Raw genomic sequence first — 14,768 nt, forward strand, 5'->3', positions numbered from 1 at the left:
CCCATGGCCCGAGTGATCGAACTGTACGACACCACCCTGCGGGATGGTACCCAGGCCGAGAATTTCAATCTCTCGGTCGACGATAAAATCAAGGTCTGCCGACAGCTTGACCGCATCGGCATCGATTTCATCGAGGGTGGCTGGCCGGGTTCCAATCCGCTAGCGGTGGAGTTTTTCAAGCAGATGCAGGGAGTCGCGCTCAAGCAGGCTCGGCTGGCCGCCTTTGGCTCGACCCGACATTTCCAAAAAAAACCGGATCAGGATGCCAACCTCCAGGCTCTGCTGGCCGCCAAGACACCGGCAGTGACCATCTTCGGCAAGAGCTGGGATATTCATGTGATCGACGCCCTGCGCATCGAATTGGAAGACAATCTGCAGATTATCGAGGACTCGCTGGCCTATCTCCGCCCCCATGTGCGCCACCTGATCTACGATGCCGAGCATTTTTTCGACGGTTTCAAGAACAACCGCGAATACTGTCTGGCTACCCTGGGCAAGGCCATGGCCGGCGGCGCCGAAACCATCGTCCTCTGCGACACCAACGGTGGCACCCTGCCGCACGAGATCCCGGAGATCATGGAACGGGTGCTGCAATACCGCGCCGAGCAGGGCAGCGAAGTGCGTATTGGCATCCATTCGCACAACGATTCGGAAACCGCGGTGGCCAACGCCCTGATGGGGGTGCATTGCGGCGCCGATCACATCCAGGGGACGATCAACGGCTTTGGCGAGCGATGCGGCAACGCCAACCTGACCTCGATCATTCCGGCCCTGATTTTCAAGATGGGACTGGAATGCAAGGTGGGCAAACGGATCGATCAGCTCTACACCACCGCGCGCATGGTCAACGAACTGGCCAACCTGCCGCACAACCGCTACCAGCCCTACGTGGGCGAATCGGCCTTTGCCCACAAGGGCGGAATCCATGTGAGCGCGGTGCAGCGCAACCCCATGACCTACGAGCACATTGCCCCGGAAAAGGTGGGCAACAGCCGACGAGTGCTGATCTCCGATCAGTCCGGCAAATCCAATGTGCTGATGAAGGCTCAGAAATACGGCCTGGATATCGAGGCCGACGACCCGCTGATGACCGAGATCATCAGCCAGCTCAAGGAACTGGAAAATCAGGGCTACCAATACGAGGCGGCCGAGGCCAGCTTCGAGCTGCTGATGCGCCGGGCCCTTGGCCTGCACCGCGATTTCTTCCAGCTGGAAGCCTTCCGGGTGATGAACCATAAGTACGACCTGAACAAGAGCCCCTACACCGAGGCCACCATCCGGTTGTACGTGGACGGCAGCGAAGTCCATACCGCCGCCATGGGCGACGGACCGGTCAACGCGCTCGACCGAGCCTTGCGCAAGGCGCTGACCCGGTTTTATCCCAGCCTGGAAGACATGGAACTCACGGATTACAAGGTGCGGGTGCTCACCGGCGAATACGGCACCGGCGCCAAGGTCCGCGTTCTGGTGGAGAGCAAGGACCTAGAGGACAGCTGGGGCACGGTCGGCGTTTCGGTCAACATCATCGAGGCCAGCTGGCAGGCCCTGGTGGACAGCATCAACTACAAGCTGATGAAGGATGAAAAAGGCCGCTGTTGATGCGCCGGCAACCGCCGAGGAGTGCAAGGACAAGCGGACGCTTGTCCTTTTTCTTTTGGCCTTGCTGATTGTTGCCGTGGACCTGGTTCCCGTGGCGCAACAAAAAGCTTCTCCGTTGTACGGCGTTCGTCTTGAAACGATCGGCGGCGGTTGGCAGGTAATCCGGTTGCCGGCCGGTGGTCCGGAATCAGGAACAGAAAAAACTCCTATATCTCTCTTGGATCCGCAAGGCCCCGCCGCGAACACCCTGCCAGCCCCACTGGCCCTGTTTCTCAACCAGCCGTTGCCGATCAATCGCGCCGACCGGGCAGCGCTGGAAATGCTGCCGGGCGTGGGGCCGCACCTGGCAGCGGCCATCGAGCAAACCCGGCAGCGCCGCGGCCCGCTGACCGGTCCCGAGGACCTGCTCGATGTGCCGGGCATTGGTCCGCAAAGCCTGCAACGCCTCCTGCCCTTGGTCAGTTTTGAATGACCGCCGCAGCCATGCCCATCGCCACGCCTGTCCTGGTCCTGGTCGGACCGACAGCCATCGGCAAGACCGCGCTGTCGCTCGCCATTGGCGAGCGGTTTGACTGCGAGATCATCTCCATGGACTCGATGCAGGTCTATCGGTTCATGGATATCGGTACGGCCAAGGCCAGCCGGGAAGAACGGCAGCGAATCGTCCACCATCTGATCGATATCGTCGACCCGGACGAGCAATACGATGCGGCCCGTTTTGTCGACGATACCCTGACGGCGATCACGGCCATCTCGGCCAGGGGAAAGATTCCCCTGATCACCGGCGGCACCGGCCTCTACCTCTCGGCCCTGGTCAACGGCCTGTTTGACGAGCTCAAGACAAGCGCCGAGCTGCGGCAACATCTTGCGCAACGCCTGCGCGCGGAGGGCAGGGGGGAGCTCTATCTCGAATTGACCACGGTGGATCCGGAAAGCGCGAGGCGCATTCATCCCAACGATACCCAACGGCTGTTGCGCGGCCTGGAAATTTTCCATGCCACCGGCATTCCCTGGTCGGAACACCTGCGCCGGCAGGCCAACGCATCACCGGCGGCGACCTTTTCCCACCTGCTCCAGCTGGGTCTCACCTGCGAGCGGGACACGCTGTACGAGCGCATACGACTTCGCACGCAAGCGATGATGCAGGATGCCTTTGAGGAAGAAGTTGCAGCCTTGCTCGCCCGGGGATACGGTCCGGAACTGCCCTCGATGCAGGCCATCGGCTACCGGCACATGTGCGGCTGTATCCAGGGGCTCTGGGACCGGGAAACAGCCACCGCCGCCCTGATCCAGGACACCCGCCGATATGCCAAGCGGCAGCTGACCTGGTTCAAACACCAGCACCGCATCCACTGGCACCACATCCGGCAACCGGACAAGGTGCTTGCGGATATTGCCGATTTCTTGCATACTGCCCGCTAATTATACGGTTCCTTTGCCCTGTTTTCGCCCATGCAACCGCTTCCCTACATCTTTTCTCCCCATGCCGACAGCCCCCAGGTCAGGCATTTTGGGGCGCTGGTTGCCAAAGAATTCCGCATTCCCCGGCAGCTGGGTGAAATCATGTATCATCGCGGCCTGCGGACCCTCGAGGCAGTGCAGGCATTTCTCTATCCGCAACTGTCGATGCTCCCCTCGCCGGATTCGATGAAGGGAATCGGCGAGGCGGTTGACAGCATCGTCCATGCCTGCACAACGGCCAGTCCCATTTTCATCCACGGCGACTATGATGTCGACGGCATCACCGCCACGGCGCTGCTCACGGTCTTTTTCAACGAAATCGGCATCGACACCCACTATTACATTCCCAACCGCCTGGAGGAACGTTATGGCCTGTCGGTCAGATCGATCGACCGCTTGCTGGCGCAGTCGAGGGAAGCGGGCAGGGGAGGGCTGCTGATCACCGTGGACTGCGGTATCTCGGCCGTGCGGGAAGTGGCCTATGCGCGGGAACGGGGGCTCGTGGTGATCATCACCGATCACCACGAGCCACAGGCCACGCTGCCGTGCGCGGATGCGCTGCTCAATCCGAAGCAGCACGACTGCCGGTTTCCGTTTTCTCAACTCTCCGGGGTTGGTGTTGCCTTCTTCCTGATCGTGGCCCTGCGCAAGGCCTTCATGGAAAGGGGGCTGTTTGCCGCACGGTCGCTGAATCTGAAAAAATATCTCGATCTGGTGGCCTTGGGCACGGTGGCCGACGTGGTGCCGCTGGTTGGCGTGAACCGCATTCTGGTGCGGGCCGGTCTGGAGGTGTTGTCCGCCAAGAATCGGCCGGGATTGTTGTCCTTGTGTGAATGCTGCGGCATTGGTCATCGCGAGATCCTGGCCGAAGACATCTCGTTCAAATTGGCCCCCAGGATTAATGCCGCCGGACGGCTCGGAGTGCCGCGGCTGGGGGTCGAATTGCTGCTGGCGAAAGATCACGCCGGGGCACGGCGGGCCGCCGATGAATTGGAACGGTTGAATACGGCGAGAAAACAGCTGGAAGGCAGCGCCCTTGCCGCCATTGAACAGCAGTGCGCCCACCAGGTCGAAGCGGGAGTCGACGGCCTCGCGGTCTACCACGCCGATTGTCATCCTGGGGTGCTGGGCATCTTGGCCTCCAAAATCGTCGAACGTTTCCACCGGCCAGCGATCATCTTCACCGATGACCAGCAACACAGGGCGGGCACAAACCTGAAAGGGTCGGGTCGATCGGTGGCCGGGGTGCATCTGTTTCACCTGCTTGAACAGTGCAATGGCCTGATCGATCAATTCGGGGGACATGCCATGGCGGTTGGACTCACCATCGACAAGACCTTGCTGCCCTCCTTTGCCGATCTGTTCAACCGCCAGGTAACGACCCGGCACGCCGAGGTGCTACGACAGGGCAGGGGGATCGTCATCGATTGCCACCTCACGGATAAATCGATTTTGACCATGGAATTTGCCTGGGCCTTGCGTCTGTTGCAACCATTCGGCGAAGGCAACCCTGAACCGACCTTCCTGCTGTCACGGGAACAGCTGGTGCAGCCAAAAGGTGTCAATGGGCACCTGCGTTTCCAACTGCGTGGCGCCAACGGTCATGTTTTCCCGGGCATCGGGTTTCGGCTGGCTCCCGCGGGACGAAATTTCCACGGCAGTCAGGATCTGGTCTTTCATCTGAAGCGATCATGGTTCAGAGGAACTGAACAGACCCAGATCCAGGCGCTCCACCTTGTCCCCCATTGATCGGCACCGTCATAGGTAAAATTTAACATAATATATATTATGCGACATTTAACACCCCAAACCGTGGAGACCAAACACCACACATAGCGGACATTACGGCATAAACCGATCGTCCGCCTTTTCATTCATCACTAACCCCAACGAGCATATCGACATGAATCGCGACATCTATCAGGAACCGCTGGTTTCCCGCTACACCAGCCGGGAAATGCAGGAGCTTTTCTCCGAACGCTTCAAATTCACCCATTGGCGCAAATGTTGGGTTGCCCTGGCCGAGGCCCAGCACGAACTGGGGCTTGCCGCGGTGACCGCCGAAATGGTGGCCGAACTGAAGGCCAATGTGGACAACATCAACTTCGAGGTGGCCGCCGCCAAGGAGCGCGAGATTCGCCACGATGTCATGGCCCACGTCTTTGCCTATGGCCAGCAGTGCCCGCTGGCCGAGCCGATTATTCACCTGGGCGCCACCTCGCAGTTCGTGGTCTGCAACACCGATCTGCTGATCCAGAAACGAGCCCTGCATCTGATCAAGCGAGCGCTGCTTACGGTCATCGCCAACCTCGCAGAATTCTGCACCCGACACAAAGACCTGGCCACCCTCGGCTTTACCCATTACCAGCCCGCCCAACCAACTACGGTTGGCAAGCGCAACACCCTGTACCTTCAAGATTTATTAATGGATCTCGAGTACATTGAGCAGCTCGAGGGGCAAATCAAGGCACGGGGGGCCAAGGGCACCGTCGGTACCCAGGCGACCTTTATCGAACTGTTTGCCGGCGACCATGACAAGGTCCGCGAGCTTGATCGGCTGGTGGCCCAAAAAATCGGCTTTGATCAGGTCTTTGCGGTCACCGGCCAAACCTATCCGCGCAAGCTGGACATGAAGACCGCCGAAACCCTGGCCGGTATCGGCGCCTCGGCCCACAAGTTCGCCGTTGACCTGCGCCTGCTCTCCAACCTGAAGGTTCAGGAGGAACCCTTTGAACGCAAACAGGTGGGCAGTTCGGCCATGGCCTACAAACGCAACCCCATGCGCTCCGAGCGGATGACCGGTCTGGCCCGCAAACTCATGGGTCTGCCGGCCAACTTCGCCGCAACTGCGGCCAACCAGTGGTTTGAACGCACCCTCGACGACTCGGCGATCCGCCGCATGGATCTGGCCCAGGCCTTTCTCCTGACCGACGCCATCCTCAAATTGTACATCAACATTACCAACGATATGGTTGTCTATCCGAAGCAGGTTGAGCGCCATCTCAAGGAAGAACTGCCCTTCATGGCCACGGAAAAGATCCTCATGGCCTGTGTCGAACGCGGCAAGAGCCGGCAGGAGATGCATGAGGTCATCCGCGAGCATTCGGTGGCTGCCGGACTGGATGTCAAGAATCAGGGATTGCGCAACAATCTGCTGGAGCGGCTGGCTGACGATGAACGCGTGCCCTTTGATCTCCAGGAGCTCAACGGTCTGATCGGCAATTACCAGCAGTTCACCGGCCGAGCCGCCGAACAGACCACTGAATTCCTCCAGGAGCAGGTGGCGCCGGTGCTGGAACAATACCGCGACTTGCTGGGCGACATCGACGCCACGCTGTCGGTCTGACCTTGGCCGTTCCTCCTGGTATGCGAGCATGACCAATCACGCCCTTGTCGAATGGTACCTGTGCATCCGCCCGGAAAAGATCAGCTGGCTGCGCTTCATCCTTGAAGGATACGACGGTTTGGCCCTGCTCTCAACGGTTTCTGCCCCTACCGGCCTGGTCAGGATGCAGACCCTGGAGTGCCGATTCATGGAAACCATGCGCCTGTTGGAGGCATTGGCTGGCGACCTGTCGCCATACCGGAGGGAGGCTTGAGCAATCAGGTGAACGTTTCGCGGTATCTTCTTCTTTTTCAATGGTTATGAGCAAAAATCTCTATATCAAGACCTTCGGGTGCCAGATGAATGAAAGGGACTCGGAAATCATGGAACAGATGCTGGCGCAGGAGGGGTACGTGCCGGCCGCCAGTCCCGAAGGTGCCGACGTCGTTCTGATCAACACCTGCAGCATCCGGGAAAAGGCCGAGCAAAAAGTGTTCAGCCTTCTGGGGCAGTTGCGCGAGGAAAAGGCGCGTAATCCGAGCCTGCTGCTCGGGGTCACCGGCTGTGTGGCCCAGCAGGAGGGCGAACGGATCCGCGAACGGATGCCTCATGTCGACCTGATCGTCGGCACCCAGCAGATCTACCAGTTACCGGAAATGCTCGCTCGTCTCACCCAAGGCATGACCACCAGGGAAACCGCCACCGACCTGGAAGGCTCCTTTGCCATTCCGCCCTTTCAGAAATTGCTGATTAACACGCCGCCCTCCCCTGCCCCGCACAGCTTTAGACGGTTTGTCACCATCATGCAGGGGTGCAACAACTACTGCAGCTACTGCGTGGTTCCCGGCACCCGCGGCCGGGAAATCAGTCGGCCGGTGGCGGACATCATGGAGGAAGTGGAAATCCTGGTCAGCCAGGGGGTGAAGGAGATCACCCTGCTCGGGCAAAACGTCAACTCCTACGGCAAGACCAACAAGGTAGCCGATACCGAGGTTGATTTTCCGCAGTTGTTGCGACAGGTTGCCTTGGTCAACGGGTTACGGCGGCTGCGCTTCACCACCTCCCACCCCAAGGATCTATCCGAAGCGCTGATGCGCTGCTTTGCCGAGATCGATATTCTTTGTCCGCATTTTCATCTACCGGTGCAGTCCGGGTCCAACGCCGTTCTCCAGCGGATGAACCGCAAATATACCGTGGAGAACTATCTGGAAAAGGTTGCCTCCTTGCGCCGCTTATGCCCGGACATTGCCCTGGCCACCGATATCATCGTCGGTTTTCCCGGCGAGACCGAAGCCGATTTTCAGGCCACCATGGATCTGCTGCAAACCGTTCGATTTCACGGCTCCTTTTCCTTCAAATACTCGGACCGCCCCCATACCCGCTCCGCCGAATTCTCCGACAAGATCCCGGAAGAGGTCAAGGCCAGACGGTTGATGGAGTTTCAATCGCTTCAGGATAGCATTTCTTTAGAACGCAACAGCGAATCGATCGGTCGTGAAGTTGAAGTTATGGTTGAATCAGGTGAAGGGAATCGGTTAAGAGGCCGAACCCCGGCCAACCAGATCGTTCATTTCACCGCCGCCCCAGCCTCTTCCCTGATACCCGGAACGCTGGCGCGGGTGCAGATTGACCATGCGGGCAAGCATAGTCTCAAGGGAACATTACGAAATTAAATACTCTTTCATGCGAGCCAATACCATGATCGATCTCCATTCCCACAGTTTTTTCAGCGACGGCGCCCTGGTGCCGTCCGAACATGTCCGCCGGGTTGAACATCTGGGTTACCAGGCCATCGCCATCACCGACCATGCCGACTCCTCCAACATCCGGTTGCTTATCCCCAATCTGATCAGGGTAGCCCGCGACCTGAATGCGGTCAATGCCACCCAGTTAATCGTCGGTGTCGAACTGACCCATGTGCCCCCTGCTCTGATCGGTCCCCTGGCGGCCGAGTCGCGTGCCCTAGGGGCCCAGTTGATCGTGGTGCATGGCGAGACGCCGGTGGAACCTGTTCTCCCCGGCACCAACCGGGCGGCTCTGGAGGCCGATGTCGATCTGCTGGCCCATCCGGGATTCATCACCGAGGAAGAGGCGGCCCTGGCCGCCCGCCGGGGAATCTTGCTGGAACTCTCCGGCCGCAAAGGTCACAGTCTGACCAACGGTCATGTGGCCCGCATGGCCGAAAAAACCGGAGCCCTATTGGCCATCAATGCCGATGGTCACGCGCCCGGAGATTTTCTCACCGCGGAGATGGCGGAAAAGGTGGGCTTGGGGGCGGGATTGAACAGGGAGCGGTACCAGCAGGTCCGCCGCGACATGGCGGCTCTGGTCGACCGGCTGAAGCCGCTTGATTAATCGAAAACACGCAGGAGCGGAGCATGCACTACCAAGGAACCATCTATCGGCCGCCCAGCGAGGCCAACAGCATCCTGCTGCAGGTAACCACCGGCTGCTCCCACAACAAGTGCACCTTTTGCGGGATGTACAAAGGGCAACGGTTCTCGATCAAGTCCGACGACATCATCTTTGCCGACATCGACTATGCGTCCAACTATTTTTCCTTTGCCCGCCGCTTGTTCCTCTGCGACGGCGATGCCCTGATCGTGCCGCAGCAGCGGCTGCTTGCCATCCTCCAGCGGATTGAAACCCGTCTGCCGCAGGTCACCCGTGTGGGCATTTACGCCAACAGCAAGAGTCTGCGACTCAAAACGGTCGAGGAGTTGCGGCAGTTACGGCAACACGGTCTGGGCATCGTCTACATGGGCCTGGAAAGCGGCGACGACTCCACCCTTGCCCGGATGCACAAGGGCGCGACCGCCGAGGAGATGATCGCCATGGGGCAAAAGGCCAAGGCCGCCGGTCTTCCCCTGTCCCTCACCGTGCTCCTGGGCATTGCCGGGCCGGAGCGATCGGCCATCCACGCAACGGAAACCGGCCGGGTGCTCAGCGCCATAGATCCGGAATATGTGGGTGCCTTGAGCCTGATGCTCGAACCCGGAACCCAGCTCCATGACCAGTACCGGGATGGAAGGTTCGCCATGCCCGAGCCGCTGGCCATCCTCCAAGAGCTACGGACCATGATTGCGGCCACTGAACTCAGCAACGGTCTCTTTCACGCCAACCACGCCTCCAACTATCTGCCGATCCGGGCCAAGCTGCCCGAAGACAAGGAAAAGACCCTGGCCGTGCTCGATCAGGCCCTTGTCGGCGCCCTGTCCTTGAAACCCGAGTTTCTTCGCGCCTTATAGCCTTTCTCTCGTCTGAACTGGGCAAGGGAGGCTTGTTCCCGTCTCAGTTGGAGTCGTTCCCGTACTGTCCCTCCAGGTGGGGGCCTGTGGCGTCGTAGATAACAACCCGGTTGCGGCCCAGCATTTTGGCGTGATAGAGGGCTTGGTCCGCCTGACGGATCAGCTCGCTGGCCTTGCTGTCACGCGAGGGAACCATCGCGGCCACGCCTTGACTGACCGTAAGAATCGGTGCAACCTGCGAGGTCGCATGGGGAATTTTCAGCTGGTCGATCCGTTGGTGGAAGAGTTCGGCCACCTTGTAGGCCGCTTCGGCGCTGCAATCGGGCAAAAGGCAAATGAATTCCTCGCCCCCGTAGCGAGCCAGGGAGTCGGAGACGCGCCGCATCCCCTTCTGCAACGCCGTGGCCACTTCGCGCAGGCATTGATCTCCAGCCACATGACCGTAATGGTCGTTGAATTTCTTGAACTGATCGATGTCGATCATGATCGCAGCCAAGGAACTGTTGGTGCGCTGGCAACGCCGCCACTCGCGATGCAGCTTGTCCTCATGGTAACGACGGTTGGCAATGCCGGTCAGGCCATCGAGGTTGGTCAGTTTGCGCAACTCCTCGTTGGCCAGTTCAAGACTTTGGTTCGCTTCCTCGACCTTGGCGATCTGGGCGACCACCAGTCTGGCGGTGATGGCGGCGGCCTCGCGGGAAGCGAGCACTTCCCGGTAGAGAAGCTGATAGGCGGCAAACAGCTCCTCCTTGCTCAGTCGCGCCAGTTGCTGTTTGTCCAAATGATAGAGATCAAACGAGTGCATTGGCAGCTTCCACGGCCATATCCGCAGCCCGTTTGATCGTTTCCGCCTCCCCTTCCCCTTCGATCCCGATCAGCCATACCTTGGGCAGGGGATCAAGGCCGAGGTGCGGCAGGGTCTTGAGCAGATAGAGCAATCCCCCGGAATGGGAATACGCTTCGGTCCACACTTCATCGAGCCGCGCCGCATCGAGCCGCACCACCGAACCTGGATCGGCGAAGCCAACAACCCGATCAACCAGCACCATGACCTCGCATCCATCGAAAAACGGCAGCAGATCGAGGCCAGCCAGCCCGCCATCGAGCACCTCGAACGAATCGCCAAGGTTTCTGGAGCGCAGCTCGTCGTGGACCAGATGGCCGACGGCATCGGCCGTCACCAAGCTGTTGCCCACGCAGATGATCCGCCGCCGGTTCATGCGCCGATCCGGATCCGGCCCAGGGAATGTCCTTGCCGGCCCACCGCATGGACCGAGCAGACCATGCACAGATCAAAACTGCGGACCACATGGCCTACCTCCACGGGATCTTCAGGATTATGCACCGGTGTACCCACCAGGGCCTCTTCGATGGGACCACGAACACCACGGTCATCGCGGGGCGAGGCGTTCCAGGTGGTCGGCGGAACGATCTGGTAATGGTCGATATAGCCGCCGTTGAGCTGCACCCAGTGGCCGAGCAGGCCGCGGGGCGCCTGGATCAACCCCAGACCGGAACCGTTGGCAGGAACGCCGGTCGGTTGATAAAAGGGTTCGGCGGGATCGATTGCCCGCAGGTCGCGTTCCATGGTCATCAGCAGGCGACCGGCGCGAACTATGCGTGCCAATTCCCGGGCCAAGGCAGACGTTCCGTGGCCGGCGACCAGATCCGTCAGCAAGGGATCACGGCGGGTCAGGGCTTCGGCCAAGGCTCCGGTTTCCGCCGGAGAGCCGTTGTACCGTGGCGCCTTGCACCAGGAATAGGTTCCGCTTGCGGCTGACTCCTTGGGATGGGTTTCGGACTCGGAGGGATGACCGCCTGAATCGCTGTCTTGATAATGGGCGTACCGCACCTCCTCGGCGATGTGTCGCTGATCCAGGACATTCAGGGCATCGCCGTGAAGGACATGACCTGCCATCGATTCCGAAGGCGGGTTGTCCACGGGCAATGGCGGTCCGGTGATGAACGAGCCATGCCAACCACCGAGGTGCTCCAGGGCAAGGGGAAAGGCGCTGCGCAGAAAAAAGCCGAGCTCGCTTGCTCGATGTTCTGGCCGTTCCTCAAGCCAGTCCTCCAGTTGGACGCGATTATGCACGGCCGCGAACCGCTCCAGGGAGCAACCGAGCACCTCCTGTTCGTACCAGCGGCGAAATTCCGCGAGCAGCAACCTGCACTGGCGCAGATCGGCTGCGCTGGGCTGGGAGGTAACGCCGCCGGGAACGATGAACGAGGAGTGAGGCCATTGCCCGCCAAGGATGGCGATGATTTCCGGCAATTTTTTGGTGGCCAGAATGGTCGCGACCACCGTGCTGCCCTGATAGGGGCGGTACCGCTGGATCATTTCCTGGTAGAGCGGGTGCCGACCGTACCCTGTTGCGGTGAAATCAGCGGCAAACATCAAGAAAAGATGGCGAAAATCGTTTTGCAGTGTTTCCGCGCCCAAGGCAATGCGGCGCACAAGCAGGCCGTTGCGGCTGACCGCTGTTCTGGTGATGTCTTCCAGGGCCATGGCCGCGGCCAATAAATGACTGGTGCTGCAGATGCCGCAAATCCGAGGGGTGATCACCAGGCCGTCCAGGGAACTGCGGCCGATCAGCATGGTTTCGATCCCCCGGTACATGGTCCCGATCATCCAGGCATCGGTCACCATCCCGTCTTCAATGGCGACCTTGACCTCCAGATCCCCTTCAACCCGATTCATTGGCATGCATACTGTTTCTGCCATGCAATCTCCTTCAGCGGTTCAGACCCGTGAACGCCGCTTGATCAACCGCTCGGGTGCGGCCGCGGCCGCCATTCCCTTGTAGGCCAGATAGTGGGCGCGATCCACCCCATCGGGCAATTCCAACGGCACATCGATGATATTGGGGGTGTGAAAGAAGGGATGGTCCTGAGGGAAATCCGGATCGGTACAGCCAAAGCAGGGAACTCCGGCATTGGTCTTCGAGTTGCGGTTGTTCCACAGAATTTTGTTGCACGGGGCGTAGGTCAACGGTCCCCGGCATCCCATATGGAAGAACATGCAGCCAGGACCGCCGAAATCGCTGTCTTCAACCCGATACTCGTGATATTCATTGCGCGTGCAGCCCTGATGGACCAGGATTCCGAACCAGTCTTCCGGCGCTTGATAGCTGTTGAGCGACGGCAACCGCTCCTCGCAGACCGCGCACAGCGTATCCTTGAGCACCGTGGGATGCACCGGGCAGCCGGGCAGGTTGATGACCGGCCATCCCCTGGCCGAACGAAAGTGCTCTCCCAGCAGGCCGCCGGGTTGGCGATGGTGGAACTGGAGACCGGTGGCATCGACTTCGCCCAATTTGCCGATACCGCCGAAACACGCGCAGGTGCCGACCGCGATCACCGCACCGGCCCTGGCCGCCAGTTCCTCGACAATCAAGGCCTTGGCCTCGCCGCGCAAGGTGTCAAACCCGCCACTCGAAGCAGGACCGGCGAGAATGAATCCCTCGATCAGCAGGAGATCGAGCGGCTGCTTGCCCTGACGAAAATCAGCCACCAACGTCTCGTACGCGCCCATATTGCCGTGGCTGAAGGAAGGGTGCCAGAGGGTTATTCGCATCTCGGCGAGCAAAGCGGGCAGGTGCGGTGTTTCCATGCCCAGCAGACTCATGGTGTCGCCCCCGCAGGCGCCGCACTGCAACCACAAGGCCGTTGGCATTGAATCCTCCCTCTGGTACGATAAATGGTTTCGTCTCGTTCTTTAGTGAATTTTAGTGTATTGCCTTGCAACCATTTCTGTCAAGCATCATAACCTTTTTCATTTACTGAAAATTTTTCCAACAATGACCCAACACGCATCTCCCGGGACCGTTGGGGCCGTTCAGCAGGCCCGCATCGATACCGACTACATTGAACTGGATAAACTGCTCAAGCGGGAAAATCTGACGGCCAGCGGCGGCGAGGCCAGGTACCTGATCAGTCAGGGCCTGGTGCTGGTCAACGGAATAGTGGAACTCAGAAAACGAAGAAAACTGCGGTCGGGAGACGTGGTGACCTGCGGTGAAACAACGCTTCGGGTGGAAGGCCCCTCCCCTGCCGGCGCGGCAGGCGATCCGACAGGGGAAAAGGCAGATTGAACAAGGGTATATGATTCAGCGGGTGAGTCGCTGCTGGGCCTCTTCGTAGCGGCTTTTGGTCTTCGCTAGGATTTCCGCCGGCAAGGGAGGTGGTGGCGGCTGCTTATTCCAATCAAGCGACGACAGATAGTCGCGCAGGAATTGTTTGTCAAAGCTTGGCTGTCCCTTGCCAGGGGTGTACTGGTCCAGCGGCCAGAACCGCGAGGAATCGGGGGTCAGCACCTCGTCGATCAGCAGCAGGTTGTCACCGTCGAGGCCCATCTCGAACTTGGTGTCGGCGATGATGATGCCCTTGGTGCGGGCGTAGTCGGCGGCCCGCTGGTAGAGTTGAATGCTGGTCGTGGCCATCTTGTCGGTCAGCTCAGTGCCGACCAGCTCCCGCATCCGCTCGATGGAGATATTTTCATCGTGCAGACCTTGTTCGGCCTTGGTGGACGGGGTGAACAACGGCTGGGGAAAGGGATCGGACTCGCGCATCCCCTCGGGCAGGTTGAACCCGCACACCGTGGTGCTTTTCTTGTACGCGCTCCAGAACGAACCGGAGAGATACCCCCGAACGATGCACTCGATCGGCACCACCTTGGTACGCTTGACCAGCATGGAGCGACCTTGCAGTTGGTCGCGGTATTGATGGCAGACCTTGGGGAACTGATCGATGTCGGCGCTGATCAGGTGGTTGGGCACGATATCGCCAAGCAGCTTGAACCAAAACAGCGAAATCTCGGTCAGCACCTTGCCTTTGCCCGCGATGGGATCGGTCATGACCACATCATAGGCGGAAATCCGGTCGGTGGCCACCATCAGCAGTTTATCTTCATGGCCTGGAATCTCGTACATATCCCTGACCTTGCCTCGATGCAGCAGGTTCAACTCCGGACAGTGGGTGACGATGACAGCCTCACTCATTTTCATGCTCCTGAAACAATGGATTGATTCATAATGACGCCTAGACGATTAGGCGATTATTGTTATCATTTTATGGAAAAAAGCAACCGCCTTTGCGGCGGTTCACCGGACTTGACAACCCGCACCGGCACCTTA

General features: G+C 59.6%; 15 protein-coding genes. 10 read left to right on the forward strand and 5 right to left on the reverse strand.

The genetic code is table 11. The features are described 5' to 3' along the window. Positions 1-3 precede the first annotated feature (3 nt). From cimA to DESPR_RS08900, 9 genes are all read left to right on the forward strand, one after another. Positions 4-1,599: a citramalate synthase gene (cimA, locus tag DESPR_RS08860; RefSeq protein ID WP_015724467.1), complete on the forward strand. Its 1,596-nt coding sequence runs from the start codon at positions 4-6 to the stop codon at positions 1,597-1,599. Then, the gene (locus tag DESPR_RS17260; protein ID WP_015724468.1) at positions 1,580-2,071 is read left to right on the forward strand and encodes a ComEA family DNA-binding protein; all 492 of its coding nucleotides are present in this window, start codon (positions 1,580-1,582) and stop codon (positions 2,069-2,071) included. The genes cimA and DESPR_RS17260 overlap by 20 nt, the downstream gene beginning before the upstream one ends. Continuing rightward, a complete protein-coding gene (gene miaA, locus DESPR_RS08870; RefSeq protein WP_015724469.1) occupies positions 2,068-3,021 on the forward strand; it encodes a tRNA (adenosine(37)-N6)-dimethylallyltransferase MiaA in 954 nt (317 codons plus the stop codon). The genes DESPR_RS17260 and miaA overlap by 4 nt, the downstream gene beginning before the upstream one ends. Positions 3,022-3,051: 30 nt before the next feature. Further along, positions 3,052-4,809 (forward strand): single-stranded-DNA-specific exonuclease RecJ, encoded by a 1,758-nt coding sequence (gene recJ / locus DESPR_RS08875; protein ID WP_015724470.1) that lies wholly within the window; start codon positions 3,052-3,054, stop codon positions 4,807-4,809. Between the two features lie 154 nt (positions 4,810-4,963). Beyond that, positions 4,964-6,406: an adenylosuccinate lyase gene (gene purB / locus DESPR_RS08880; protein WP_015724471.1), complete on the forward strand. Its 1,443-nt coding sequence runs from the start codon at positions 4,964-4,966 to the stop codon at positions 6,404-6,406. A gap of 28 nt (positions 6,407-6,434) precedes the next feature. Further along, positions 6,435-6,659 carry a DUF4911 domain-containing protein gene (locus DESPR_RS08885; RefSeq protein ID WP_015724472.1) on the forward strand — a complete coding sequence of 75 codons (225 nt, stop codon included), beginning with the start codon at positions 6,435-6,437 and terminating at the stop codon, positions 6,657-6,659. A 40-nt stretch (positions 6,660-6,699) separates the two neighbouring features. Then, a complete protein-coding gene (miaB, locus tag DESPR_RS08890; RefSeq protein WP_043769900.1) occupies positions 6,700-8,058 on the forward strand; it encodes a tRNA (N6-isopentenyl adenosine(37)-C2)-methylthiotransferase MiaB in 1,359 nt (452 codons plus the stop codon). 25 nt (positions 8,059-8,083) lie between these two features. Then, the gene (locus DESPR_RS08895) at positions 8,084-8,740 is read left to right on the forward strand and encodes a histidinol phosphate phosphatase domain-containing protein (RefSeq protein ID WP_015724474.1); all 657 of its coding nucleotides are present in this window, start codon (positions 8,084-8,086) and stop codon (positions 8,738-8,740) included. A gap of 23 nt (positions 8,741-8,763) precedes the next feature. Next, positions 8,764-9,633 (forward strand): radical SAM protein, encoded by an 870-nt coding sequence (locus tag DESPR_RS08900; protein WP_015724475.1) that lies wholly within the window; start codon positions 8,764-8,766, stop codon positions 9,631-9,633. 43 nt (positions 9,634-9,676) lie between these two features. Here the strand turns inward: DESPR_RS08900 and DESPR_RS08905 are convergent, their stop codons facing one another. Genes DESPR_RS08905 through DESPR_RS08920 form a run of 4 tightly spaced genes read right to left on the reverse strand, consistent with a single transcriptional unit; the run spans position 9,677 to position 13,309 of the window. Beyond that, positions 9,677-10,438: a GGDEF domain-containing protein gene (locus DESPR_RS08905; RefSeq protein WP_015724476.1), complete on the reverse strand. Its 762-nt coding sequence runs from the start codon at positions 10,436-10,438 to the stop codon at positions 9,677-9,679. Continuing rightward, positions 10,425-10,853: a hydrogenase maturation protease gene (locus DESPR_RS17265; protein ID WP_015724477.1), complete on the reverse strand. Its 429-nt coding sequence runs from the start codon at positions 10,851-10,853 to the stop codon at positions 10,425-10,427. The genes DESPR_RS08905 and DESPR_RS17265 overlap by 14 nt, the downstream gene beginning before the upstream one ends. Continuing rightward, entirely contained in the window at positions 10,850-12,358 is a 1,509-nt protein-coding gene (locus DESPR_RS08915) for a nickel-dependent hydrogenase large subunit (protein ID WP_015724478.1), read from the reverse strand. Before DESPR_RS08915 ends, DESPR_RS17265 begins: the two co-directional genes overlap by 4 nt. Positions 12,359-12,376: 18 nt before the next feature. Continuing rightward, on the reverse strand, positions 12,377-13,309 hold the full coding sequence (locus DESPR_RS08920) for an NADH-quinone oxidoreductase subunit B family protein (protein WP_015724479.1): 933 nt from the start codon (positions 13,307-13,309) through the stop codon (positions 12,377-12,379). Between the two features lie 124 nt (positions 13,310-13,433). On the opposite strand from DESPR_RS08920, the gene DESPR_RS08925 reads away from it, so the two are divergent. Next, positions 13,434-13,727, forward strand: a complete 294-nt coding sequence (locus tag DESPR_RS08925) for an RNA-binding S4 domain-containing protein (RefSeq protein ID WP_015724480.1) — start codon at positions 13,434-13,436, stop codon at positions 13,725-13,727. 15 nt (positions 13,728-13,742) lie between these two features. Here the strand turns inward: DESPR_RS08925 and DESPR_RS08930 are convergent, their stop codons facing one another. Continuing rightward, positions 13,743-14,633 carry a phosphoribosylaminoimidazolesuccinocarboxamide synthase gene (locus tag DESPR_RS08930; RefSeq protein WP_015724481.1) on the reverse strand — a complete coding sequence of 297 codons (891 nt, stop codon included), beginning with the start codon at positions 14,631-14,633 and terminating at the stop codon, positions 13,743-13,745. Between the last annotated feature and the right edge of the window lie 135 nt (positions 14,634-14,768).

This window comes from Desulfobulbus propionicus DSM 2032 (genome assembly GCF_000186885.1).
In the GTDB taxonomy this organism is placed as follows: domain Bacteria; phylum Desulfobacterota; class Desulfobulbia; order Desulfobulbales; family Desulfobulbaceae; genus Desulfobulbus; species Desulfobulbus propionicus.